Genomic DNA, 26065 nt, shown 5'->3' on the forward strand with positions numbered 1-26065 from the left:
TGATGTCTCACGCAGAATCGGTCGCATCCAGCGGGCTCGGCAACCGCAACCACCCCCGACATGCCATGCTGCGCCGGGCCTACGGCGTCGAAGACCTACCCGGCCTAATCGAGACCGTGGCCGACCTGGCGCCCGACCGGATCGCGCTACGGCACGGGGCTACCGAGATCGGCTACGCGGCGCTGGCCTCCGAGATCGCGGCGCTCGGCGCGGCCATGGGCGGCGGCCTGAGCCCGGATGTCCTTGTCTCCGTGGTCATCTCCGGACAGCTGCCCGAACTGCTCGAGTCCGGCGACGGCGCGCTCGGCGCGGTGCTCGACCAACTGCTCGACGACGCGCTGCTGATCGCCGCCGACGTGCTGCCGACCGCCTTCACCCCCGTGGAGACGCTGGTCAGCGAATTCGAGGAGCAGGTGCGGCGCACGCCGGACGCCGTCGCGCTGCAATGCGGCGACGCCACCCTCACCTACGCCGAGTTCGACGCGCGCGCCACCGCGCTGGCACGGCGGCTGCTCGAGCTGGGTGTCGGGCCGGACGCGCTGGTCGGGCTGGCCGTGCGGCGCTCGTTCGAACTGCTCGTCGGCATGTACGCGATCCTGAAGGCGGGCGGCGCGTACGTGCCGATCGACCCCGAGCATCCGGCCGAGCGCATCGCCTACGTGCTCCAAACCGCGGCGCCGACGATCGTGCTCACCACGACCGCCGACCAGCCGGACTCGCTGGCCGACAGCCGGGTGTTGCGCATCGACGAATTCGAGGCCACCCTCCGCGCAGCGGGTCTACAGCCCGGCCAGCGACCCGACGGGGAGCTGCTGCCGATGCCCTCCGCGGACAACACCGCCTACGTCATCTTCACCTCCGGCTCGACCGGCCGCCCGAAAGGCGTCGCGGTCTCGCACCGTTCGATCCTGGCGAATCTGCGGTGGCGCCAGCGCCTGTACCGGTTGTCCGAGGACGATGTGGTGTTGCAGAAGACGCCGTTCACCTTCGACGTGTCGGTGTGGGAGTTCTTCTGGCCCTTGCAGATCGGGGCGCGCCTGGTGATCGCCGAGCCGGACGGCCACCGCGACCCGGCCTATCTGGCCCGCGCCATCGCCGAATACGGCGTCACCGTCGCGCATTTCGTGCCGTCGATGCTCGCGGTGTTCGTCGCCGAACCCGAGATCGAGACCGCCGTCGATACTCTGCGTCTGGTGTTCGCCTCCGGCGAGGCGCTGCCCGCGGCCACCGCGGCCGCGTTCCGCGACGTCAGCGGCGCGACCCTGCACAACCTGTACGGGCCGACCGAGGCCGCGGTGGACGTGACCGCCCACGAGGTGACCGCCGCCGACACCACGAGCGTGCCGATCGGCGTCCCCGCCGACGACACCGAACTGCTGGTCCTCGACGACAACCTGCGTCCGGTCCCCACGGGCGTGGTCGGCGAGCTGTACCTCTCCGGTGTCCAGCTGGCCCGCGGCTACGTGGCCCGCCCCGGCCTCACCGCGGACCGGTTCGTGGCGAATCCCGAGGGCGCGCCGGGTGAACGGATGTACCGGACCGGCGATTTGGTCCGCTGGACGTCGGGGGTGGACGGCGGCCCGTCCGAGCTGGAATACCTGGGGCGCACCGACTTCCAGGTCAAGCTGCGCGGGCTGCGTATCGAACTCGGCGAGGTGGAGGCGGGCCTGCTGCGCGATGAGCAGGTGGCCCAGGCCGCGGTGCTGCTGCACCGGCACGCGGGCGGCGATCACCTGGTCGGCTACGTGGTGGCGGCGGGCGGCGTCATCGACACCGCGGCCGTGCTGGACACCGCGCGTGCGCACCTGCCGGAGTACATGGTGCCCACGCTGGTGCAGGTGCTCGACGAGATGCCGGTCAACGCGAACGGCAAGCTGGATCGGCGAGCGCTGCCCGAACCCGACTTCGGCGTCGCCGCCGTCGAATACCGCGAACCCGCCACCGAGGCCGAGCGCCTGGTCGCGGAGATCTTCGCCGACCTGGTCGCCGCGCCGCGGGTCGGCGCGGACGACGACTTCTTCGCACTGGGCGGCAACTCACTGCTCGCGACGCGGGCGATCGCCAGGGTCTCGGCCGTGCTCGGCGTCGCGATCGACGTCAGGGACTTCTTCGATCGCCCGACGGTGGCGGCGGTGGCCGCGCTGTCGGGCTCGGCGACGCCGCGTCCGCAGCTGGCGGCGGGCCCGCGTCCGGCGCACGTCCCGCTCTCGCCCGCGCAGCGCCGCATGTGGTTCCTCAACCAGCTCGGCGCGGATTCGAGCTCGGACCGGACCGCGCACAACGCCGCGGTGGACAACATTCCGGTCGCGCTGCGCATGCGCGGTGCGCTGGACGTCTCCGCGCTCTCGACCGCGATCACCGATCTCGTCGCGCGTCACGAGATCCTGCGCACCGTCTACCCGCAGACCGACGCTGGCCCGGCGCAGGTGGTGCGGCCGGTGCACGCCGTCTTCGATCTGACGCCCTCGGACATTCCCGCGGAGCGGCTCGCCGAGGCGGTGCGCGCCGTGGCCAGCCAGGGCTTCGACGTCGCCGAGGAGATCCCGGTGCGGGTGCGCCTGCTGCGCAGCGGGCCGCGCGATCACACCCTGGTGCTGGTGGTGCACCACATCGCCGCCGACGGCGTCTCGCTGGGCCCGCTGATGCGCGACCTGGTCACTGCCTACACCGCGCGCCGGGAGAGTACGGCCCCCGGTTGGTCGCCGCTCGCGGTGCAGTACGCGGACTACGCGCTGTGGCAGCGCGCGGTGCTCGGCGCCGAGGACGACCCGGACTCGGCGGCCGCGCGTCAGTTGAGTTTCTGGCGGTCCGAATTGGCGGAACTGCCAGCACAATTGGACCTTCCGTTGGACCGCCCGCGCCCCGCCGTCGCGTCCTACCGCGGCGCCACCCACGAATTCGCCCTCGACGCCGACCTACGCGTCGCCGTGGAACGGCTCGCCGCGCGCTGCGGAGCTACCCCGTTCATGGTGCTGCACGCCGCGCTGGCCGCGCTGCTCGCCCGGCTCTCCGGCACCTGCGACATCGCCATCGGCACCCCTGTCGCGGGCCGTGGCGAGCCCGCGCTGGACGACCTGGTCGGCATGTTCGTCAACACCCTCGTGCTGCGCACCGAGGTGTCCGCCGCCGCGAGTTTCACCGAGTTGGTCGGGCACGCGCGCGCACGTGATCTGCGCGCCTTCGCCCACCGCGACATTCCGTTCGAGCAGTTGGTCGAGGCGGTGAACCCGGTGCGCTCGCGGGGCAGGCACCCGCTGTTCCAGGTCGCGCTGTTCATGCAGAACATGGCGCCGGTCGCGCTGACCATGCCCGAACTCGACACGGAGCTGGTCGATTTCGAATCCGGCTTCGCGAAGTTCGATCTCCAGCTGACGCTGTCCGACACCGCCGACGGCTACCGTGCCGAATTCACCTACGCCACCGACCTGTTCGACGCCGCGACGGTCCGGGAGTTCGCCGCGAAGTTCGTCCGCCTGTTGCGCGCCGCGGTCACCGCGCCGGACGTCCCGGTCGGCGATATCGAACTGCTCGACGCGGGCGAGTTCGACTACGTGACCGCGAGCTGGAACGCCAGCGGCCACCGGGTCGCCGACCGCTTCCTGCACGAGGGCTTCGACAACCAGGTCCGCCGCACCCCGGGCGCGGTCGCCCTCGTCGCGGACGGCGGCGCCGAGCTCACCTACACCGAACTCTCCCACCGCGCCAACCGGTTGGCGCGCTTGCTGATCGCCACCGGTGTCGGGCCGGAAACGCTTGTGGTGCTGGCGATGCCGCGCTCGATCGACCTCGTGGTCGCGATGTACGCGGTGCTGCGCGCGGGCGGCGCGTATGTGCCGGTGGACCCTTCGCATCCTGCCGAACGCATCGGACACATCATCGACACGGCCGCGCCGCACACCATCCTGACCACCCGCGCCGCCGGTTTCACACCGCCCGACACTGTGCCGCCGACCGTCCTCGTGCACCATCTCGACGAACTCGACCTCGACGAACACCCCGCCGCCAAGATCGCCGACGGACACCGGACGTCGCCGTTGCACCCCGAGCACCCGGCCTACGTCATCTTCACCTCGGGCTCCACCGGGCGGCCCAAAGGCGTGGCGATCAGCCACCGCGCCATCGCCAACCAGCTGGCCTGGATGCACGACGAATACCGTCTCCGCACGGGCGATGTGTACTTGCAGAAGACCGCGACCACCTTCGACGTCTCGCTGTGGGGCTACTTCCTGCCGTTGCGCGCGGGCGCGACCCTGGTGCTCGCCGCCCCGGACGGCCACCGCGACCCGCGCTGCATCGCGGAAACCATTGCCGGATACGGTGTCACGCTCACCGACTTCGTACCGTCGATGCTCGCGGTGTTCGCCGCGCACGCCGAGGCCGACGAATTGCGTTCGCTGCGCGACGTCTTCGTCATCGGCGAGGCGTTGCCGCCCGAAACCGTCGCGGCCTTCCACGCGGTGTGCGACGCCGGGCTGCACAACCTGTACGGCCCCACCGAGGCGGCCGTGTCCATCACCTACCGCGAGGTCACCGCCGACGACGCGCCGCTGGTGCCGATCGGTGAGCCCGAGTGGAATTCCCAGGTCTACGTGCTGGATTCGCGGCTGCGCCCGGCGCCGATCGGGGTGCCCGGCGAGCTGTACCTGGCGGGCGAGCAGCTGGCCCGCGGCTATCACGGCCGGGCCGACCTGACCGCGGACCGCTTCGTGGCCAACCCTTTCGGCGGCAACGGCGAACGCATGTACCGCACGGGCGATCTGGTGCGGTGGAGCCAGGACGGCGAACTCGTCTACCTCGGCCGCGTCGATTTCCAGGTGAAGTTCCGCGGCCAGCGCATCGAGCTCGCCGAGATCGAGACCGCGCTGCTCGCCGCGCCCGAGGTCGGTCAGGCCGCCGTGCGGCTGGTCTCCGCCGAGACCGGCGATTACCTGGCCGGGTATGTCGTCGCGGCACCCGGCGCGGAACTGGACCCGGACGCGCTGAAGTCCGGTCTCGGTCGGGTACTTCCCGGGTACATGGTGCCGACCGCGCTGGTCGAGCTGCCCGAATTCCCGCTGAACACCAGCGGCAAGCTCGATCGTGCCGCACTGCCGCTTCCGGTATTGCAGGCCAGACGTTTTCGCGCGCCCGTCGACTCGGCGCAGCGCCTTGTCGCGTCCGTGTTCGCCGAAGTGCTGCGAGTGGAGCAAGCCGGACTGGACGACGACTTCTTCGCCCTCGGCGGCAGCTCGCTGGACGCCACGCAGGTCACCGCGCGCACCGGCGCCGCGATCGGCGCGCGTGTCCCGGTGCGCACCCTGTTCGAGGCCTCGACGGTCGAGGGCTTCGCCGCGGCCGTTGCCGAGCTGGCCGAGGCGGGCGTGACCCGGCCGCCCCTGGCGCGGCGCGAGCGGCCGGACCGCATTCCGCTGTCACCCGCCCAGCGGCGGCTGTGGTTCCTCAACCGTCTGGAGAGCCAGGACGGATCGCCGGGCGTCTACAACCTGCCCGTAGTGCTGCGGCTGACCGGCAGGCTCGACGTACGCGCGCTGGAGCGCGCCGTGCTGGACGTCCTTGCCAGGCACGAATCGCTGCGGACCAGCTATCCCGAGAGCGAGGACGGCCCCTACCAGTCGATCCTCGACGCGGACGACATCGGCCTGAGCCTGAATCCGGCGCCGGTCGAACGCGCCGAACTCGCCGACACCATCGCGGCCATCGCGGGCGGCGGCTTCGACGTCACCACCGAGCTGCCCGCGCGAGTCGCGCTGCTGACCCTCGACCGGATCGACGACGCGCACGGCGTGCCCGGCGACGAATACGCGCTGGTGTTCGTCGTTCACCACATCGCCGCCGACGCTCTCTCGATGACGCCGCTCGTCGCCGATCTGATCCGCGCCTACCGCGCCCGGCTGATCGGCCAGCGACCCGACTGGGCCGAATTGCCCGTCCAATACGCCGATTACAGCCTGTGGCAGCGCGAGCTGCTCGGCTCGCCGGAACGGCCCGGCGATCTGGCGCACCGGCAGCTGCGCTTCTGGCGCGACGTCCTCGACGGCCTGCCCGCCGAACTGCCGCTGCCCACCGACCGTCCGCGCCCGGCACGGCCGAGCATGCGCGGCGCGGCCGTCGACTTCGCGATCGATCCCGACATGATCGCCGAGCTGCGCGCGCTGGCCGCCCGGTCGGGCGCGACGCTGTTCATGGTGCTGCACGCCGCCTTCGCGGCCACGCTGGCGCGTTCGAGCGGCGCCGACGACATCGTGGTCGGCTCGCCTATCGGCGGGCGCGGTGAACGCGAACTCGATGACATGATCGGCATGTTCGTCAATACCCTCGCGCTGCGCACCAGGGTCGCCTTGGCCACCGCGTTCGAGGATTTCCTCGCCGAGGTGCGCGACGCGGATCTCGCCGCGTTCGCCAACGCCGAGCTGCCGTTCGAGCAGCTGGTCGATGCGATGGACGTCGAGCGAAGCACCGGCGCGCATCCGCTGTTCCAGGTGCTGCTCAGCTTCGGCGCGGCCCCGCGGGCGCTGTCGGCCGTCGAGGTCCCGTGGCTGACCGTGGAGCCGATCGACATCCCGGACGACGGCGCGAAATTCGACCTGCACTTGGTGCTCGTCGAACGCGCCGACGGACTGAGCGGCAGCCTGCGCTACGCCACGGATCTGTTCGACGCCGCGACGGTCGCGGCGTTCGTCGCCAGACTGCGCCGGATGCTCGTCGCGGTGGCCGCCGATTCCACGGCGCGCGTCGGCGAGATCGAGCTGCTCGATGCCGACGAGCGCGCACTCGTGCTCGACCGGTTCAACGACACCGAACATTCCGTCGACGAAACGGCGACGCTCGCCTCGCTGTTCGCCGCGCAGGCCGCGCGCACCCCGGATCGCCCCGCCCTCACCTTCGAAGGCGAAACCCGTACCTACGCCGAGCTTTCCGCGCGGGTCAACCGGCTGGCGCGCTGGCTGATCGCGCAGGGCGTCGGCCCGGATTCGCTGGTGGCACTCGGCATGCGGCGCTCCATCGACCTGGTGGTCGGCATGTACGCGATCACGGCCGCGGGCGGTGGCTACGTGCCGCTCGACCCGGACCACCCGGCCGAGCGCACGGAACACATTCTCGCCACCGCGATTCCGGTCGCGGTGCTGACCTCCGGCACGGATCTGGATCTCGCCGCGGCGCAGGTCCGCATCGACCGGCTCGACCTGTCCGGCTACTCCGACGCCCCGATCACCGACGCCGAACGCCGCGCCACGCTGCGCGCCGGCAACACCGCGTACGTCATCTTCACCTCCGGTTCGACGGGCACACCGAAGGGCGTCGCGGTGAGTCACGGCGCGATCGTGAACCGGTTGCGCTGGATGCAGTCGGCGTATGTCGCGCTGGACGGCGACGATGTGCTGTTGCAGAAGACGCCGGTCGCCTTCGACGTGTCCGTTCCGGAGTTCTTCTGGCCCTTGCAGGTCGGCGCGCGGCTGGTGCTTGCCCGCCCGGACGGTCACCGCGACCCGGCCTACCTGGCCGAGCTGATCCGGCGCGAGGGCGTCACCGCGGCGCACTTCGTGCCGTCCATGCTCGCCGCGTTCGTCGCCGAGGAACCCGAGACGCCCAGCCTGCGGCACGTCTTCTGCTCGGGTGAGGCGCTGCCCGCCGCCACCGCGCAGCGGATGCGCGCGCTCACCTCGGCGCGGGTGCACAACATGTACGGGCCCACCGAGACGGCGGTCGAGGTGTCGGCGCACGAGGTGACCGACGCGGACACCGGCGCGCCGCCGATGGGTGGGCCGGTGTGGAACACCCGGATGTACGTCCTCGACGCACGCCTGCGACCGGTCCCGGTCGGCGTGCCCGGCGAGCTGTATCTGGCCGGTGCGCAGCTGGCCCGTGGTTATCTCGGCCGTGCCGATCTGACCGGTGATCGCTTCGTGGCCAACCCCTTCGGTGAGCCGGGCGCACGGATGTATCGCACCGGTGACCTGGTGCGCTGGACGGCGGCGGGGGAGGTGCGGTTCCTCGGCCGCACCGATTTCCAGGTGAAGGTGCGCGGCCTGCGCATCGAACTCGGCGAGATCGAGACGGCGCTGCTCGCGGCTCCCGGGGTGGCTCATGCCGCGGTGCTGGTGCGCGACGACCACGGCACCGGCGATCAGCTGGTGGCGTACCTGGTGCCGGAGACCGCGCTCGATCTCGACCTGGTTCGCGCGGAGATCGCCCGTCGGGTACCCGCCTACATGGCGCCCACGGAGTTCGTCGTGCTGGACGCCTTCCCGGTGAACGCCTCCGGCAAGCTGGATCGTCGGGCGCTGCCCGCGCCCGCGCCGCGGACAGTCGAGTTCCGCGCGGTCAGCGGCGCCGCGGAAACCCTTGTCGCCGAGACATTTCGCGCGCTGCTCGGTACCGAGCGGATCGGCGCGGACGACGACTTCTTCGCACTCGGCGGCAACTCGCTCATCGCGACCCAGCTCGCCGCGCGGCTGTCCAAGGCGACCGGAACGCAGGTGCCCGTGCGTGCCGTGTTCGACGCGCCCACCGTACGTGAGCTGGCGCCGTACCTGAGGTTCGACGGCCCCGCAGCTCCGGTGACGCTGCCGCCGCTGCTCGCGCGGGAGCGCGGCGAGTCCGTCCCGCTCTCGATCGCCCAGCAGCGCATGTGGTTCCTCAACCGATTCGACAGCGCCGGAAGCGGTTACAACATCCCGTTCGCGCTGCGGCTGACCGGCGCGCTGAACGTGGACGCGCTGGACGCGGCCGTCGCCGACGTGATCGGCAGGCACGAGACGCTGCGCACCCTCTACCCCGAACACGACGGCGCGGCCACCCAGCTGGTGTTGCCCGCGGGCACCCGGTTGGTCGACCTGGCGCCGCAGCCGGTGCCCGCGGCCGAGCTGCCCGCGCTGATCGCCGCCGCGGCCGACGCCGGGTTCGACGTGACTTCCGAAGTGCCGCTGCGGGTTCGGCTGCTACGAGTCGAGGACGGCGGTGTTCCGCAGGAGCACGTGCTGCTGTTCGTCGTGCATCACATCGCGGCCGACGGCTGGTCCTTCGCACCGCTGACCCGCGATCTGGCCGCCGCCTACGTCGCGCGCTGCGCGGGGTCCGCGCCCGCCTGGCGTCCGCTGCCCGTCCAGTACGCCGATTTCGCGCTCTGGCAGCGGGACGCGCTCGGCGACGCACAGGACCCGACCTCGGTGCTGGCCGGGCAGCTGCGCTACTGGACGCACCGTCTCGCGGGTCTGCCCGAGGTGCTCGCGCTGCCTGCGGACCACCCGCGCCCGGCGGTGGCCTCGAACCGCGGCGGCGCTGTCATCGGACGGCTCGACGCGGCGCTGCACCGCGACATCCAGGAACTCGCCGCCGAGCACCGCGTCACCCCGTTCATGGTGCTACACGCCGCGCTGGCCGTATTGCTGAGCAGGCTGGCCGCCACCGGCGACGTCGTCGTCGGCGCGCCGGTGGCCGGGCGCGGTGACGAGGCGCTGGACGAGCTCGTCGGGATGTTCGTCAACACCCTCGTGCTGCGCACCGAGGTGCGCGCCGAGGCCACCCTCGCCGAGCTGCTCGCCGAGGTACGGTCCGCCGACCTGGCCGCCTTCGAGCACGCGGCGGTGCCGTTCGAGCAACTCGTCGACACGCTGAATCCCGTTCGTTCACAGGCGCATTCGCCGCTCTATCAGGTGGCGCTGACGCTACAGAACCAGACCGCGCCCGACTTCCGTTTGCAGCGCCTCGCCATCGGCGCGCTCGACATCGGCCCGGCTCCTATCCAGCTGGACCTGGACTGGACCCTGACCGACCGCTACGACGCGGACGGCGAGCCCGAGGGCATCGACGTGCACCTGCACTACGCGCTCGACCTGTTCGACGAGCACACGGTCACCGATCTCCTCGCCGCGTTCGAGCGGGTGCTGCGCGCGATGGCGCGCGACACCAGGACCGCGGTCGGCGATGTCGAGCTGATGTCGGTCGCCGAGCGCGGGATGCTGCTCTCCGACCGCAACGCGACTGCGCGCGCACTGCCCGCCGAGACCCTCGACGACCTGCTCACGGTGCGCGCCGCCGCGGACCCGGTCGGTCGCGCGGTGACCTTCGAGAACGAGTCGCTCGCCCACCCGTCACCCGGCCACCACCCCTCATCGAGTCGCTACGCGACGCTCACCTATGGCGAGCTGGCCGCGCGGGTGAACCGGCTGGCTCGGCGCCTGATCGCCGAGGGCGTCGGCCCGGAGACCATCGTCGGACTGGCCGCCCTGCGGTCGCTGGACATGCTCGTGGCGATGTTCGCGATCGTGCGCGCGGGCGGCGCGTACCTGCCGCTCGACCCGGCTCATCCGGCCGACCGGCTGGCGCAGGTGATCGAAAGTGCCGATCCCGCATTGATAGTGATCGTCGGCGGAGCGGAACTGCCGCCGCTGAACGCGCGCCTGCTTCGCCCCGCCGAGCTGGACCTGTCCGGCTACTCAGCCGAGCCGGTGACCGACGCCGAGCGCCGCGCAACGCTGCGCCAGGACAACACCGCGTACGTGCTGTTCACCTCGGGCTCCACCGGACGGCCCAAGGGCGTCGCGGTCACCCACCGCGCCATCATGAACCAGCTGCGCTGGCTCGAGCATCGCTACGAGGTGACCGCGGCCGACCGCATCCTGCAGCGCGCGCCGCTGACCTTCGACGTCTCGGTGTGGGAGTGCTTCCTGCCCGTCGCGGTCGGCGCGCCGCTGGTGATCGCCAGACCCGGCGGGCACCTGGACCTCGCCTATTTCGCCGGACTGCTGCGCGAGCACGGCATCACCATCGCCGAATACGTGCCATCGGTGCTCGCCGCGCTCATCGGCGAGGGCATGGGCGACGCGCTGCGCTCGTTCCGGCACCTGCACTGCGGCGGCGAGGCGCTGACACCCGATCTGCTCGCCGCGATCCGCGGCAGTTTCGACGGCGCGGTGCACAACGCCTACGGTCCGACCGAGGCGGCCATTTCGGCGGTCTACCACGAGTTCACCGATGCCGACGTGGCTTCCGGTCGCGAGGTGGCGATCGGGCGTCCGTGCTGGAACACCCGCGTCTACGTGCTCGACGCGCGACTGCGCCCGGTGCCGGTCGGCGTGCCGGGCGAGCTGTACCTGGCGGGCGACCAGCTGGCGCGCGGCTATCACGGCCGTTCCGGGCTGACCGGCGAGCGGTTCGTGGCCGACCCGTTCGGCGTGCCCGGCGCGGTGATGTACCGCACCGGTGATCTGGTGCGCTGGAACCGCTCGGGCGATCTGATCTATCTGGGCCGCAACGATTTCCAGATCAAGCTGCGCGGTCAGCGGATCGAGCTCGGCGAGATCGAATCGGCGCTGGCCGGTGTGCCCGGCGTGCGCAACGCGGCCGTGCTTGTCGCGAAGGACAGCTCCGGCTACGAATGTCTGGTCGGCTATGTCAGCGGAGAGGTCGCGGCCGACGCCGTTCTGGACGCGGTGCGCGAGCGGCTGCCCGGCTACATGGTGCCCGCGCACTTGGTCGTGCTGGACGAGATGCCGCTCACCACGGTCGGGAAGCTGGATCGCGCGGCGCTGCCGACGGTCGAGGTCAGCGGCGGCGCGGTGGCCTACCGCGCACCACGGGAGGGCGCGGAATCGGTGCTCGCGGCCCTGGTCGCCGATCTGCTCGGCGGGTCGGCGCGCATCGGTGCGGACGACGACTTCTTCGCGCGCGGCGGGAATTCGCTGCTCGCCATGCGGCTGGTCGCCCGCGCCAACGCGGCGCTGGGCTGCGCGCTCACAGTGCGCGAGGTGTTCGAGGCGCCGACGGTGGCCGAACTCGCGGTGCGCGTGCGCCATTCGGCCGACGACCCCCGTCCCGCCCTGGTGGCAGTCCCGCGACCGGAGCGGATTCCCCTGTCGCTGGCGCAGACTCGGATGTGGCTGCTGAACCGCCTCGATCCGGAGTCGGCGGTCTACAACATCCCGATCACCATCCGGCTGGCCGGCGCGCTGGACACCGCGGCGCTGGCCGCCGCGCTCGGCGACGTGATCGCGCGGCACGAGTCGCTGCGTACGGTCTTCCCGTCCGACGGCGGCGGCCCGTTCCAGTCGGTGCGGGTGAAAGTGCCCGCCCTGGAATTGGACCCGGTGGCGGTCTCCGAGGCGGAACTGCCCGAGTCCGTCGCGGTGTTCGCGGCGTTGCCCTTCGACCTGCGCGGCCAGATTCCAGTGCGCGCCTGTCTTTTCCGTGCCGCGGCGGATGACCATGTGCTGGTGGTCGTTGTGCACCACATCGCTGCCGACGGTGTGTCCACCGCGCCACTGGCCCGTGATCTCATGGTGGCCTACACGGCGCGCAGTGCGGGCGCCGCGCCGCAGTGGCGACCGCTCCCGGTGCAGTACGCCGACTTCACGCTGTGGCAGCACGAGGTGCTCGGCGCGGCCTCCGACCCGGAATCGGTGTTGGCCGAGCAGATCGCGCACTGGCGCGCCGAGCTGGCCGACCTGGCGCCGGTGCTGGAAGTGCCCACCGACCGCCCGCGCCCGCCGGTCGCCACCGGGCAGGGCGCCGCGGTGGAATTCGCGGTCACCGCCGAACTGACCTCGGCGATCGCCGAACTCGCGCGGCGACAGGGTGTTTCCTCGTTCATGGTGGTGCACGCCGCCTTCGCCGCCCTGCTCGCCAGGCTGGCCAGGACCGAGGACGTCGCGATCGGCACCCCGGTCGCGGGACGTGCCGAACAGGCGCTGGACGAGCTCGTCGGCATGTTCGTCAACACCCTCGTGCTGCGCACCGAGGTGCGCGCCGACACGCCCTTCGCCGACCTGCTGCGACAGGTCCGCGAGGTGGACGTGCGCGCCTTCGCCCACGCCGACCTGCCGTTCGAGCGTCTCGTCGAGGAGCTCGACCCGATTCGCTCGCAATCGTATTCGCCGATCGTGCAGACACTGCTGACCTTCGAGCATCGCGACGACACGGTGCTGGAGCTGCCGGGGCTCGAGGTGTCGGCCTACCCGCTCGACAATCGCGTCGCGCAGTTCGACCTGGCGCTGGAGTTGGTCGAGCATCAGCAGGGCGCGGGCACGGCGCTGCGCGCGCTGCTGCGCTACGCGACCGATCTGTTCGACCGCGCCACGGTCCAGTCCTTCGCGGCGCGATTCATCAGGATCCTGGAGACCGTGGTGGCCGACCCGGCTCTCCGAGTAGGCGACATCGAACTGCTGGACCCGGCCGAGCGTTCGCTCGTGCTCGAGCGGTGGAACGACACCGCGCACCCGGTCGCGGCCCGCCCGCACACGCTGGCGTCGCTGTTCGAGGAGCAGGTCGCGCGCACGCCCGAGGCGGTGGCGCTGACCTTCGAGGGAACCAGCCTGGCGTATGGCGAGTTCGCCGCTCGGGTGCACCGACTGGCCCGCTGGTTGGTCACCCAGGGCGTCGGCCCGGATTCCTTTGTGGCACTCGGCATGCGGCGCTCGCTCGACCTGATCGTCGGAATGTACGCGGTGACGGCGGCGGGCGGCGCGTATGTGCCGATCGATCCCGATCACCCGGCCGACCGCATCGAATACGTGCTGGCCACCGCGCGTCCGGTGTGCGTCCTGACTTCCGAGATGGATCTGGAAGTCGCCGCGGCACGGCAGGTTCGGATCGATCGCTTGGATCTGTCCGCCTTCGCCGAATCTCCGCTGACCGACACCGACCGGATCGGCGCGCTCACGCCGGGCCACTCCGCGTACGTCATCTTCACCTCCGGCTCCACCGGTCGCCCCAAGGGCGTCGCGGTCTCGCACGCCGCCATCGTCAACCGGCTGGTCTGGATGCAGGATCGCTACGGGTTGCGTCCCGACGACGCGGTGTTGCAGAAGACGCCCGCCACCTTCGACGTGTCGGTGTGGGAGTTCTTCTGGCCCTTGCAGGTCGGCGCGCGCTTGGTCGTCGCGCGCCATGACGGTCACCGCGATCCCGCGTACCTGGCCCGGCTCATCGCGGCCGAACGCGTCACCACGGCGCATTTCGTGCCCTCGATGCTCGCGGTGTACCTCAACGAGCCATTGGCGCGCGAGCGCACCGCGCTGCGCCGGGTCTTCGCGTCCGGCGAGGCGCTGCCCGCCGCCGTCGCACAGCGCACGCGGCGCGTGCTCGGGGTCAGAGTGCACAACCTCTACGGCCCGACCGAGGCCGCCGTGGACGTGACCTATCACGAGGTCACCGACGCGGACACGGACTCGGTGCCGATCGGCAGGCCGGTGTTCAACACCCGGCTGCTCGTGCTCGACGACCGGCTGCGGCCGGTGCCAGTCGGCGTGCCTGGCGAGCTGTATCTGGCGGGCGGACAGCTGGCCATCGGTTATGTGGCGCGACCCGAGCTGACCTCGGATCGCTTCGTGGCCAATCCTTTCGGCACCGCGGGCGAACGCATGTATCGCACCGGCGATCTGGTCAGATGGCTGCCTGCATCGCGAAGCGATTCGATGGGGGGCGGTGCCCGGGCGACGGGTGGGCCAGCCGACGGCGAGCTGGAGTACCTGGGCCGCACCGACTTCCAGGTGAAGCTGCGCGGTCTGCGCATCGAACTCGGCGAGATCGAAGCCGCTCTCACCGCGGTGGCCGCGGTCGACCAGGCGGTGGTGGTCGTTCGCGGCGGGCAGGTGTCCGGCGGTGATCAGCTGGTGGCGTACCTGACCGGCGCGTCGATCGACATCGATGCCGTGCGCGCGCGGCTGGCCGCCGAACTGCCCGGCTACATGGTGCCCTCGGCCTTCGTGGTGCTGGACGAGTTCCCGCTCAACTCCTCCGGAAAGCTGGACCGCAAGGCACTGCCCGCGCCCGTCATGGCGGCGGCGGTCTTCCGCGCACCGGAGACCGACGCCGAGCGGACCGTCGCGGCGCTGTTCGGTGAGCTGCTCGGCGTCGAACGGGTCGGGGCGGGCGACGATTTCTTCGCGCTCGGCGGCAACTCGCTGATCGCCACCCAGCTGGCCGCGCGGCTCGGCGCCGAGCTGAGCACCGACGTCCCGGTGCGGATGCTGTTCGACGCGCCGACCGTCGCGGCACTCGCCGAGCGCGCGGTCGAGGGCACGGGCGCGGCCCGCCGCCCCGCTCTCACCGTGGGACCGCGCCCGGAAACGATCCCGCTCTCGCCCGCTCAGCAACGCATGTGGTTCCTGAACCGCTTCGATCCCGCGGAGACCGTCAACAACATCCCGGTCGCCATCCGCTTCGTGGGCGAGCTGGACACGGCGGCGCTGGCCGCCGCGATCGCCGACGTGATCGCCAGGCACGAGACGCTGCGCACCGTCTACCCGGACCGCGACGGCGTCGGCCACCAGCGGATCCTCGACGCCGCCGTCCCGTCGATCACCGAGCTGGACGCCGCCGACCCGGAAGCGGCCCTCGTCGGCTTCGTCGCCACGCCGTTCGACGTGACGGCCGAGGTGCCGCTGCGGATCGGGCTGGCGAAGCTGTCGGAGCACGAACACCTGCTCGCCCTCGTCGTGCACCACATCGCCGCCGACGGCTTCTCGATGGGACCGCTGGCCCGCGATCTCGCCACCGCCTACGCCGCGCGCGTCACCGGCGGGGAACCGGACTGGGCGCCGCTGTCCGCGCAGTACGCCGACTACGCGCTCTGGCAACGCGAACTGCTCGGCGCCGAGGACGATCCGGAGTCGATCGCCGCCCGTCAGCTGAAGTATTGGCGGCGTGCGCTGCGCGGTCTGCCCGCCCAGCTGGACCTGCCCGCCGACCGCCCGCGCCCGGCCGTCGCCTCGCACGCCGCCGCGAGCGCCACCCTGCTCCTGGACCCGGCGGTGAACTCCGGCATCACCGCGCTGGCCGCGCGGCACGACGCGACGCCGTTCATGGTGGTGCACGCCGCGCTCGCGGTGCTGCTCGCACGGCTGTCCGGCACGGCCGACATCGCCATCGGCGCGCCGATCGCCGGTCGCGGCGAACGTCGGCTGGACGAGCTGGTCGGCATGTTCGTCAACACGCTCGTGCTGCGCACCGAGGTGCCCGGCGCGGACTCCTTCGCCACCGTGCTGCGGCGGGTGCGCGAGGAGGACCTGGACGCGTTCGCCAACGCCGAGGTGCCGTTCGAACGGCTGGTGGAGGTGCTCGACCCGCCGCGCTCGCAGGCGCGGCACCCGCTGTTCCAGGTCGCGCTGTTCTTCCAGAACCTTTCGCCGATCGGGGTCCGGCTCCCGGGCCTGAGCGTGGCGGAGTACGAGTTCGACTACGAGACAACGCGTTTCGACCTGCAACTCACCGTCTCCGACGACGCGGTGCGTTTCACCTACGCCACCGACCTCTTCGACGCCGCGACCATCCACACCATGGGCGAGCGATTCCTGCGGCTGCTGACCGCGGTGATCGCGGATCCGGAGCTGCCGGTCGGCGACATCGACCTGTTCGGCGCGGGCGAGCTGCACAGGGTGGTCACCGAATGGAACGACTCCGCGCACACCGCGTTCGTGGCGGAGATGCTGCTCGACGAGTTCGAGGCGCAGGCCGCGGCCACGCCCAACGACCCCGCGCTGGTCTACGTCCCGGACGGCGGTCCCGCCACGGTGCTCACCTACGGCGAACTCGATCAGCGCGCCAACCAGCTGGCCCGCCATCTCGTCGAGGCGGGTATCGGGCCGGAATCGCTGGTGGCCTTGGCCATTCGACGGTCCACCGACCTGGTGCTCGCCATGTACGCGGTGCTGAAGGCGGGTGGCGCGTACGTGCCGATCGATCCCGATCACCCCGCCAAGCGCATCGCCCACATCCTCGACACCGCGCGGCCCGCCGCGCTGCTCACCACCGAACGCGACCGTGCCGAACTCGGCTACACCGGGCGCACGGTGTGCGTGGACAGCGTCGCGCTGGACGGCTACGCCGACGATCCGATCGCGACCGAGGAGCGCGGCGTGCCGATCCACCCCGGGAACCCCGCGTACGTGATCTTCACGTCCGGGTCGACCGGAAAACCCAAGGGCGTCAGTGTTTCGCACGCGGCGATCGTCAACCAGATGACCTGGATGCAGTCGGAATACCGGCTGCGCGCCGACGACGTGTACCTGCAGAAGACCGCGACCACCTTCGATGTCTCGCTGTGGGGGTACTTCCTGCCGCTGCGCGTCGGCGCGACCGTGGTTCTCGCGACCCACGACGGGCACCGCGATCCCGGCTACCTCGTGGAGGTGATGGGTCGTTACGGCGTCACCGTCACCGATTTCGTGCCGTCCATGCTCAGCGTCTTCGCCGGACATGTGCACGGCACCGGGCAGCGCCCGGCCGCGCTGCGCACCGTCTTCGTGATCGGCGAGGCGCTGCCCGCCGAGACCGTCCGCGCGTTCGGTGCGGTGAGCGAGGCGCGGCTGCACAACCTGTACGGACCCACCGAGGCCGCGGTGAGTATCACCTACCGGGACGTGACGGGCGAGACCGAGCGCACCGTGATGCCCATCGGCAACCCCGAGTGGAACAGCCGTGTCTACGTGCTGGATTCGCGCCTGCGGCCGACGCTGCCGGGTGTCGCGGGTGAGCTGTACCTGGCGGGGACCCAGCTCGCCCGGGGCTACCACGGGCGACCCGACCTGACAGCGGAACGTTTCGTGGCCAACCCCTTCGGCGCTCCCGGCGAACGCATGTACCGCACCGGCGATCTCGTGCGCTGGGACACCGGCGGCGACTCCGCCGAGCTGGTGTACCTGGGACGCACCGACTTCCAGGTGAAGTTCCGCGGCCAGCGCATCGAACTCGGGGAGATCGAGGCGGTGCTGGCCGGGGTGGCAGGCGTGTCCCAAGCGGCGGCGCGGGTGGTCGGCGATCACCTGGTCGGCTACGTCGTGCCGGCACCGGAGCGCACCGCCGATCTCCAAGACGCGCTGCGCGCAGCGGCGCGGGCGACGCTGCCGTCCTACATGCTGCCGTCGGCCTTCGTGGTGCTGGACGCCTTCCCGCTCAACGCCTCCGGCAAGCTGGATCGAAAGGCGCTGCCGGAGCCGGTGTTCGATCGCCGCGCCTACACGGCTCCGGTCACCCCGGCCGAGCGCCTGGTGGCCGCCGCCTTCGAGGACGTGCTCGGTTGCGGGCCGGTCGGCGTCGAGGACAGCTTCTTCGATCTGGGTGGGAACTCGCTCAGCGCGACCAGGGTGCTGGCCAGGCTCGGCGAAAGGCTGGGCAGGCGAGTGCCCGTGCGTCTGCTGTTCGAAGCGCCGACGGTCGGCGCGCTGGCGGCGGGAATCGCCGCGGAGGCCACCGATTCGGTCGTTCCGCTGATCGCGGGTCCGCGACCTGACCCGGTGCCGTTGGCGCCCGTGCAGCGCGGCATGTGGTTCCTCAACCGGCTCGATCCGTCGTCGGCCGCGCACAACATCCCGGTCGCGATGCGGATTCGCGGCGAACTGGACGAAGTGGCGCTCGGCGCGGCGTTCGCCGACGTGGTGGCGCGGCACGAGGTGCTGCGCACGATCTACCCCGCCGCGACCGACGGCACCGCGCACCAGGTGATCCTGCCGGTGGCGTCCGCGCCCGTGCGGCTGGCCGTCGAATCGATCGGCGCGGGCAGCGTCGAGGATCGGATCGCCGAATTCCTCGCCGCCGGTTTCGATGTCACGAGCGAGGTTCCGGTGCGCGCGGTGTTGCTGCGCGAGAGTCCGACGAGCCGGGTGCTCGTCGCGGTGCTGCACCACATCGCCGCCGACGGATACTCGATGCGGCCGCTGCTGCGAGATCTGCTCGCTGCGTACCTGTCTCGCGTGCTGGGAGCCGCACCGGTGTGGCCCGAGCTGGCCGCGCAGTACGCGGACTACGCGGTCTCGCAGACGGCGTCGGTCGAAAATGCGGCGGCCGAGGAACTTTCGTTCTGGCGCGAGGCGTTGCGCGAACTGCCCGAGGAGCTGGCCCTGCCCACCGACCGCCCCCGCCCGCCCATCGCGAGCAAGCGCGGCGGGAACGCTCGGGCACGGATCGGCGGCGAGGTCGGCGCACGGGTGCGCGAACTCGCCCTCGCCTACCACGCGACTCCCTTCATGGTGGTGCACGCCGCGCTGTCGGTGCTGCTGGCCAGGCTCTCCGGTTCCGACGACATCGCGATCGGCACCCCCGTCGCGGGTCGCGGCGCGGCGGCGCTCGACGACCTGGTCGGCATGTTCGTGAACACGCTGGTGCTGCGCACCCGGCCGCGTCCCGACCAGTCCTTCACCGAATTGCTCGCTGAGACGCGCGCCGCCGACCTGGCGGCGTTCGCGCACGCCACCGTGCCGTTCGAGCGGGTGGTCGACGAGCTCGGCGTGACCACGACGCAGGCGCGGCATCCGCTGTTCACGATCGCCCTGAGCTACCTGAACACCGGGGACGACACCTTCGCCGTGCCGGGTCTCGAGCTCTCGACGGTCGAATTCGACGAGCCGGTGGCGCGTTTCGATCTCCAGTTCACCGTGTCCGCGGATATGGACGCCGACGGACACTTCGCTGTCGAGCTGAATTACGCGACCGACCTGTTCGACGCGGACACCGCCGAAGGGCTGCTGCGCCGGTTCGGTCGGGTCCTCGGCGCGCTGACCGCCGAACCGGAACGTTCGATCCGCGCGGTCGAGCTGCTCGCGCCCGCCGAGCGTGCCGAACTCCTCGCCAGGCGCGGCGCCGAGGCGGTGCCGCAGCGGACCCTGGCCGAGATGATGGCAGCGGCCGTCGCCATGAACCCGGACGGTGTCGCTGTGGTCTGCGGTGACCGCGAGCTGACCTACTGCGAGCTCGATGAACAGTCCGCGCGCCTGGCCAGGATGCTCGCCGGGCACGGCATCGGCGCGGAGAACGTCGTCGCGATCGCCATCCCGCGGTCGGCCGAGGCGCTGCTCGCGGTGTGGTCGGTGGCCAAGACCGGCGCGGCGTTCGTCCCGGTCGATCCGACCTATCCGGCCGACCGGATCGCGCACATGCTCACCGATTCCGGCGCGGCCTTCGGCCTCACGATCGACGCTGCGCGTGCCGCGCTGCCCGGCGCCGTCGAATGGCTCGCGCTGGACGCGCCCGCCACCGTGGCGCGGATTCGGCACATCAGCGGGACGCCGCTCGGCGCGGACGAGCTGGTACGTCCGGTGCGGGTAGATCATGCGGCGTGGATCATCTACACCTCCGGCTCGACAGGTGTGCCGAAGGGTGTCGTGGCGACGCACGCCGGGATCGCGGGAGTCGCTCGCGCGCAACGGGATCGGTACTCGGTGACCGCCGACGCGCGAGTGCTCACGGTGTCCTCGCCCAGCTTCGACGCCTCGATGCTGGAACTTCTGATGGCGCTTCCGGCGGGCGCGACCATGGTCGTCGCACCGGCGAGCGTCTACGGCGGGGCCGAGCTGACCGCGCTCATCCGCGATCAGCGGGTGACCCACGCGTTCATCACACCAGCGGTCCTGCAAACCCTCGATCCGGCGCAACTGCCGGAGCTGCGGCAGTTGACCGTCGGTGGCGAGTCCTACGGGCCGGATGTGGTGCGGCGCTGGGGCGTCGGACGCGCGATGTACAACACCTACGGCCCGACCGAGACCACGGTCATCACCACGATCAGTGCGCGGATGCGGCCGGGCGATCCGCTCGACATGGGCGCGCCGATCCCCGGCATGTCCGCGCTCGTGCTCGACGACCGGCTGCGGCCGGTGCCCGTGGGCGTCGCGGGCGAGCTGTACCTGCGCGGTCCCGGCTTGGCGCGCGGATACCACGCGCGGCCAGGACTTTCGGCGGACCGGTTCGTCGCGGACCCCTACGGGCCCGAAGGCGGGCGGATCTACCGCACCGGCGATCTGGTCAGATGGGTGCCCGCATCGCGAAGCGATTCGATGAGGGGCGGTGGCCGAGCGACGGGTGGGCCAGCGTCCGGCGTCCTCCAGCACCTCGGCCGCACCGACCATCAGGTGAAGGTGCGCGGTTTGCGCATCGAGCTCGGTGAGATCGACGCGGTGCTCGCCGCGCACGAATCCGTCGAATACGCGGTGACCGTCGGGCACACCGATGCCAATGGTGTCGTCGCGCTGGTTTCGTACGTGGTCGCCGTGCCGGGGCACAGCGTCGACACGACGGCGCTGACCGCCTTCGCGGGTCGTTCGCTGGCCGCCTACATGGTGCCCGCTGCCATCATGGTCCTTGACCAGCTGCCGCTGACGCCGGTCGGGAAGCTGGACCGGAAGGCGCTGCCGGAACCGGAATTCCGAACTGCCACGTACCGCGCGCCGGTCACGGTGACGCAACAGACGGTCGCCGCGACCGTCGCCGCCGTACTGGGAGTCGATGACGTCGGCCTGGACGACGACTTCTTCGCGCTCGGCGGAAACTCGCTCACCGCAACGCAACTCGCCGCGCGGCTAAGTGCGGCGCTCGACGTCACGGTCGGCGTGCGCACCGTGTTCGAGCAATCGACCGTCGCGGCCATGGCCGCCGAACTGGGTGGCGCGGACACCTCGCCCGCCCGCCCCGCGCTGGTCGCGCGCCGGGGCGACGAGCCGGTTCCGCTCTCGCTCGCACAGCAGCGCATGTGGTTCCTCAACCGGCTGGACCGCCACTCCACCGCCTACAACATCCCGCTCGCGGTGCGGCTCAGCGGCGAACTCGACATCGCCGCCCTGAATGCCGCCATCGCCGACGTAGTCGCCAGGCACGAGGTGCTGCGCACGGTCTACCCGCAGTGCACGGCCGGACCGGTGCAGGTGGTGCTGCCGGTCGAGGCGGCGGGCACGCCGGGGCTCGCACCGATCGCGGTGCCGATCGATGATCTGCCCATCGCGGTCGCGGATTTCGTCGGCGCGGGATTCGACGTGACCGACGCGGTGCCGTTGCGCGCCAGGCTCTTCCGTCCGGAGGCCGAGAACGGCTCGGCGGCAATGGAACACGTGCTGGTCGTGGTGGTGCACCACATCGCGGCGGACGGCTCCTCGCTCGCTCCGCTGGCCAGGGACGTGATGCTGGCCTACACGGCGCGCAAGCAGGGGCGCGCGCCGGGCTGGGTGCCGCTGCCGGTGCAGTACGCCGACTACAGCCTGTGGCAGCGCGAACTGCTCGGCTCGGAGGACGATCCGGAATCGCTGGTGGCGCGCCAGCTCCGGTTCTGGACCGAGGCGCTCGACGAACTGCCCGCGCAGCTGCCGCTGCCGACGGACCGGCCGCGGCCCGCGGTCGTGTCAACTCGGGGTAAGCACGTCGATTTCGCTGTCGATGCCGAAACGCACTCGGCGCTGGTCGAATTGGGCCGCGCGTCGAGCGCCACGCTGTTCATGGTGGTGCACGCCGCCTTCGCCACGTTGCTCGCGCGGCTGTCCGGCACCGGCGACATCGCCGTCGGCACACCCGTCGCCGGTCGCGGCGCGGCCGAACTGGACGACGTGGTCGGCATGTTCGTCAACACGCTCGTACTACGCACCCGGGTGGACGCGGGCGACGGATTCAGCGCGCTGCTCGAACGGGTGCGCGCCGCCGACCTGGCGGCGTTCGCGCACGCCGACGTTCCATTCGAGCGGCTGGTCGAGGTGCTCAACCCCGAGCGCTCCACCGCGCGGCACCCGCTGTTCCAGGTCGGCTTCTCGTTCCACAACCAGGCCGAGGCCGATTTCACCCTGGACGGGCTGACCGCGACCGCGGTCGACTTCGACTCCGAGGTCTCCCAGTTCGACCTGCACCTGGTGGTCACCGATCGCTACGACGCGCAGGGCGGGCCCGCCGGACTCGCCGCGACGATCACCTACGCCACGGCGCTGTTCGACGAGGCGACCGTCGCGGGCTTCGCGAGCCGGTTGCAGCGGCTGCTGAAAGCCGTGTGCGCCGCGCCGCGGGTGCCGGTCGGTGACCTGCCGCTGCTGGACGACGCCGAGACCGAACGCATGCTCGTCGCGTGGAACGCCCCTGACCGTGAGTTCGCACCGGACACGCTGGTCACCGCCTTCGAGTCGCAGGTGGCGCGCACGCCCGACGCGATCGCCGTCGTGGACGACGCGCACACCCTGACCTACGCCGAGTTCGCCGTGCGGGTGAACCGGCTGGCCCGGGTCCTGATCGGCCGCGGTATCGGCCCGGAATCGCCGGTGGCGCTGGCCATTCCGCGCAGCGTCGACCTGCTCGTCGCGATGTACGCGGTGGTGACGGCGGGCGGCGCCTACGTGCCGCTCGACCCGGCGCATCCACTCGATCGGACCACCGGCGTGCTGGCCGCGGCGAATCCGGAGCTGGTGCTCACCTCCGCGCGCAGGCCGATGCTGCCCGCCGAGGTGTCCGACCACGAGGTGCTGCTCGACATCACGACGGTCCCCGAGGGCGGCGACGCCACACCGGTCCGCGACACCGAACGGGTGCGGGCGTTGTCGCCGTGGCACACCGCGTACGTCATCTTCACGTCCGGCTCGACCGGCGTTCCGAAGGGCGTCGCGGTCCCGCACCGCGCCGTCGCGCACCAACTGGACTGGATGCAGTCGGAGTACGGCCTCGGCGCCGACGACGCCACGCTGCTGATGACCTCGGCCGCGTTCGACCTCTCGGTGTGGGAATTCTGGTGGGCGCTGCGCACCGGTGCGCGCGTGGTCCTCGCGCCGACCGGCGCGCAGCGTGACCCGGAGGGGGTGCTCGACCTGGTCCGTCGAGCGTCGGTCACCACGATGACGCTCGTGCCGTCGCTACTCGCCATGCTGACCGAGGTGTCCGGCGGGCGCAGACTGCCCCGCTCGCTGCGCAGGCTGTTGGTGATCGGCGAGGCGTTGCCCGCCGCGACCCTGGCGAGGGTCGGAGCGCTTACTGATGCTCGGGTCGACAACTTGTACGGGCCGACGGAAGCGGCGGTTTCGGTGACTCGATACCGGACGGCCGTCGGCTCCGCGGCCTCAGCGCTGACCGGCACCGTGCCGATCGGTACGCCCGAGGCGGGCAATCAGGTGTACGTCCTCGACGACCGGCTGCATCCGGTCCCCGCGGGCGTCACCGGCGAGCTGTACCTGGGCGGCGCGCAGCTGGCCCGCGGGTATCACGGCAGGCCGGACCTGAGCGCGGAACGCTTCGTGGCCAACCCCTTCGGCGCGCCGGGCAGCAGGCTGTACCGCACCGGCGACATGGTGCGCTGGGGCTCCGACGGCAACCTCGGCTACGTCGAACGGCGCGACTTCCAGGTCAAGGTGCGCGGGTACCGCATCGAGCTGGCCGAGATCGAGCACGCGCTGCGCGCCTGGCCGGAGATCGCGGAGGCCGTCGTGGTCGCGTACCGGGCGGATGGTGAAAATGCCATGCTGGTCGGCTATTTCACGTCGGCAGCGCCGGTCGACACCAAGCGGCCGCACACCGCGTTGGGCACGGATGCACCACGCGCTGGGGTGCACGCCGAACAGCTGAGCGCTGGGTTGGCCGCCGACGGGCCGCACGTCGGGACGGAAGCCGAGGGTGCGCGGGCCGGGTTGGTGGCCGATGGACAACGTGCCGGGTTGGGCGCCACGGCGCCACACGCTGGGTTGCGCGCCGACGAGCCGCACGCCGGATCGGCCGACGGGCAGCACGCCGCGTCGGACATCGGCGCACTGCGTGCCGCCCTGGCAGAGGCGCTGCCGAGCTACATGGTGCCCGCCGCGCTCGTTCGACTGGACGCGCTGCCGCTCAACGCCAACGGCAAGGTGGACCGCGCCGCACTGCCCCGGCCCGAACCAACCGCACGCGAGTTCCATGCTCCGGCAACGGACCTGGAACACGCTGTGTGCGCCGTCTTCGCCGAGGTACTGGAGGCGGAGCGAATCGGCATGGACGACAACTTCTTCGAGCGCGGCGGCAACTCACTGCTCGCCACGCGCCTGGCCACCCGGCTCAGCGCGGAACTCGGCGATCCGGTCCCCGTTGTCTGGTTGTTCTCCGCGCCGACGCCTGCGGAACTTGTCACACAGCTCGAGCTGACCAGGTCCGGCCGGGGCAGGGTGGACGCGGCGGCGGCCTTCGACGTGCTGCTGCCGCTGCGGCCGGGCGGCGGCAAGGCGCCGCTGTTCTGCCTGCACCCGGTCGGCGGTGTGGCCTGGTCGTTCGCCGGTTTGGCCGCGCACATCGACCCGCAACGGCCCATCTACGGCCTGCAATCCCCGGCGCTGAATTCGGCGGAACCACTGCCGGATTCGATCGAGGACTGGGCCCGGCGCTACGTCGCGGAGATCCGCGCCGTTCAACCGGAAGGGCCGTACCACCTGCTCGGCTGGTCGCTCGGCGGCGTTCTCGCGCACGCCGTCGCGATCCAGTTGCAGGACGAGGGGCAGCACGTCGCGACGCTGGCCATGATGGACAGCCCGCGCACGGAATCGGTGGCCGAGACCACCGTGCCGCTCGCCGACCTGCTCGGCGGACTGCTCGGCGAACAAGCCGCCGAGGCGGACACCGAACTCGGCCTCGCCGAACTCGCCGAGCGCATCGCCGAACTGCCGGAACCGTTCGCCTCCTTCGGCGCCGAACGGCTCGGCCGGGTACTGGACGCGGGAACCCGCTCCCTCGAACTACTCGCCCGCTACCGGCCTCGCCGCTACAAGGGCAACCTGGTGTATTTCACCGCCGCACTGGACGATCCGACCGGCGCGACCGGAGCCGCCAGCTGGTCCGATGCCGTGGACGGCACCGTGCACAACCACGCCGTCACCGCCACCCACTGGCGAATGACCACCGAATCCGCGCTCGCCCGCATCGGCCACGTGCTGACCGCGGCCTGGGCCGACACCGACCGCGCATGAACCTGTAGACGACTCACGAAAGGCCAACCATGACAAACCCATTCGACGACGATGACGCCCAGTTCTACGTCCTCACCAACGCCGAGGGCGAACACTCCCTGTGGCCCATCTTCGCCGCCATCCCCACCGGCTGGACCATCGCCTACGGTGCGTCCCCCCGCAGCGCCTGCCTGGAATACGTCGAAACCCACTGGACCGACATGCGCCCCAAGTCCCTGATCGCCGCCATGAACCCGAAGACGAACTGAACGCGGGGCGCGTCGGTCCTACTGCCGCGCCCAGAATGGCAGGCGCGGTAACCGACCGAAGGTGCCCTTCGTCCCGCCAGACCGCCTGGAGGTCGGGGGGGGCGCCGCGGGCCATCGGCCCCCCCCACCCCCGGGGGGGGACCCTGAACCCCCGCTAGGGAGAGCGGC

General features: G+C 71.4%; 2 protein-coding genes. Both read left to right on the top strand.

Annotated features, from left to right (window positions below):
• Positions 1-2: 2 nt before the first annotated feature.
• Positions 3-25649: a non-ribosomal peptide synthase/polyketide synthase gene (locus ABZV58_RS05840; protein WP_354998973.1), complete on the top strand. Its 25647-nt coding sequence runs from the start codon at positions 3-5 to the stop codon at positions 25647-25649.
• 29 nt (positions 25650-25678) lie between these two features.
• Complete coding sequence (locus ABZV58_RS05845) at positions 25679-25897, top strand: MbtH family protein (protein WP_354998974.1); 219 nt, start codon at positions 25679-25681, stop codon at positions 25895-25897.
• The last annotated feature ends 168 nt before the right edge of the window (positions 25898-26065 follow it).

Source organism: Nocardia sp. NPDC004654 (assembly GCF_040609595.1).
Taxonomy (GTDB): Bacteria; Actinomycetota; Actinomycetes; order Mycobacteriales; family Mycobacteriaceae; genus Nocardia.

Excerpts from the sequence above, each read along its gene's own strand:
- ABZV58_RS05845 (WP_354998974.1), top strand. The coding sequence starts at position 25,679 with ATGACAAACCCATTCGACGACGATGACGCCCAGTTCTACGTCCTCACC.
- ABZV58_RS05840 (WP_354998973.1), top strand. The coding sequence starts at position 3 with ATGTCTCACGCAGAATCGGTCGCATCCAGCGGGCTCGGCAACCGCAAC.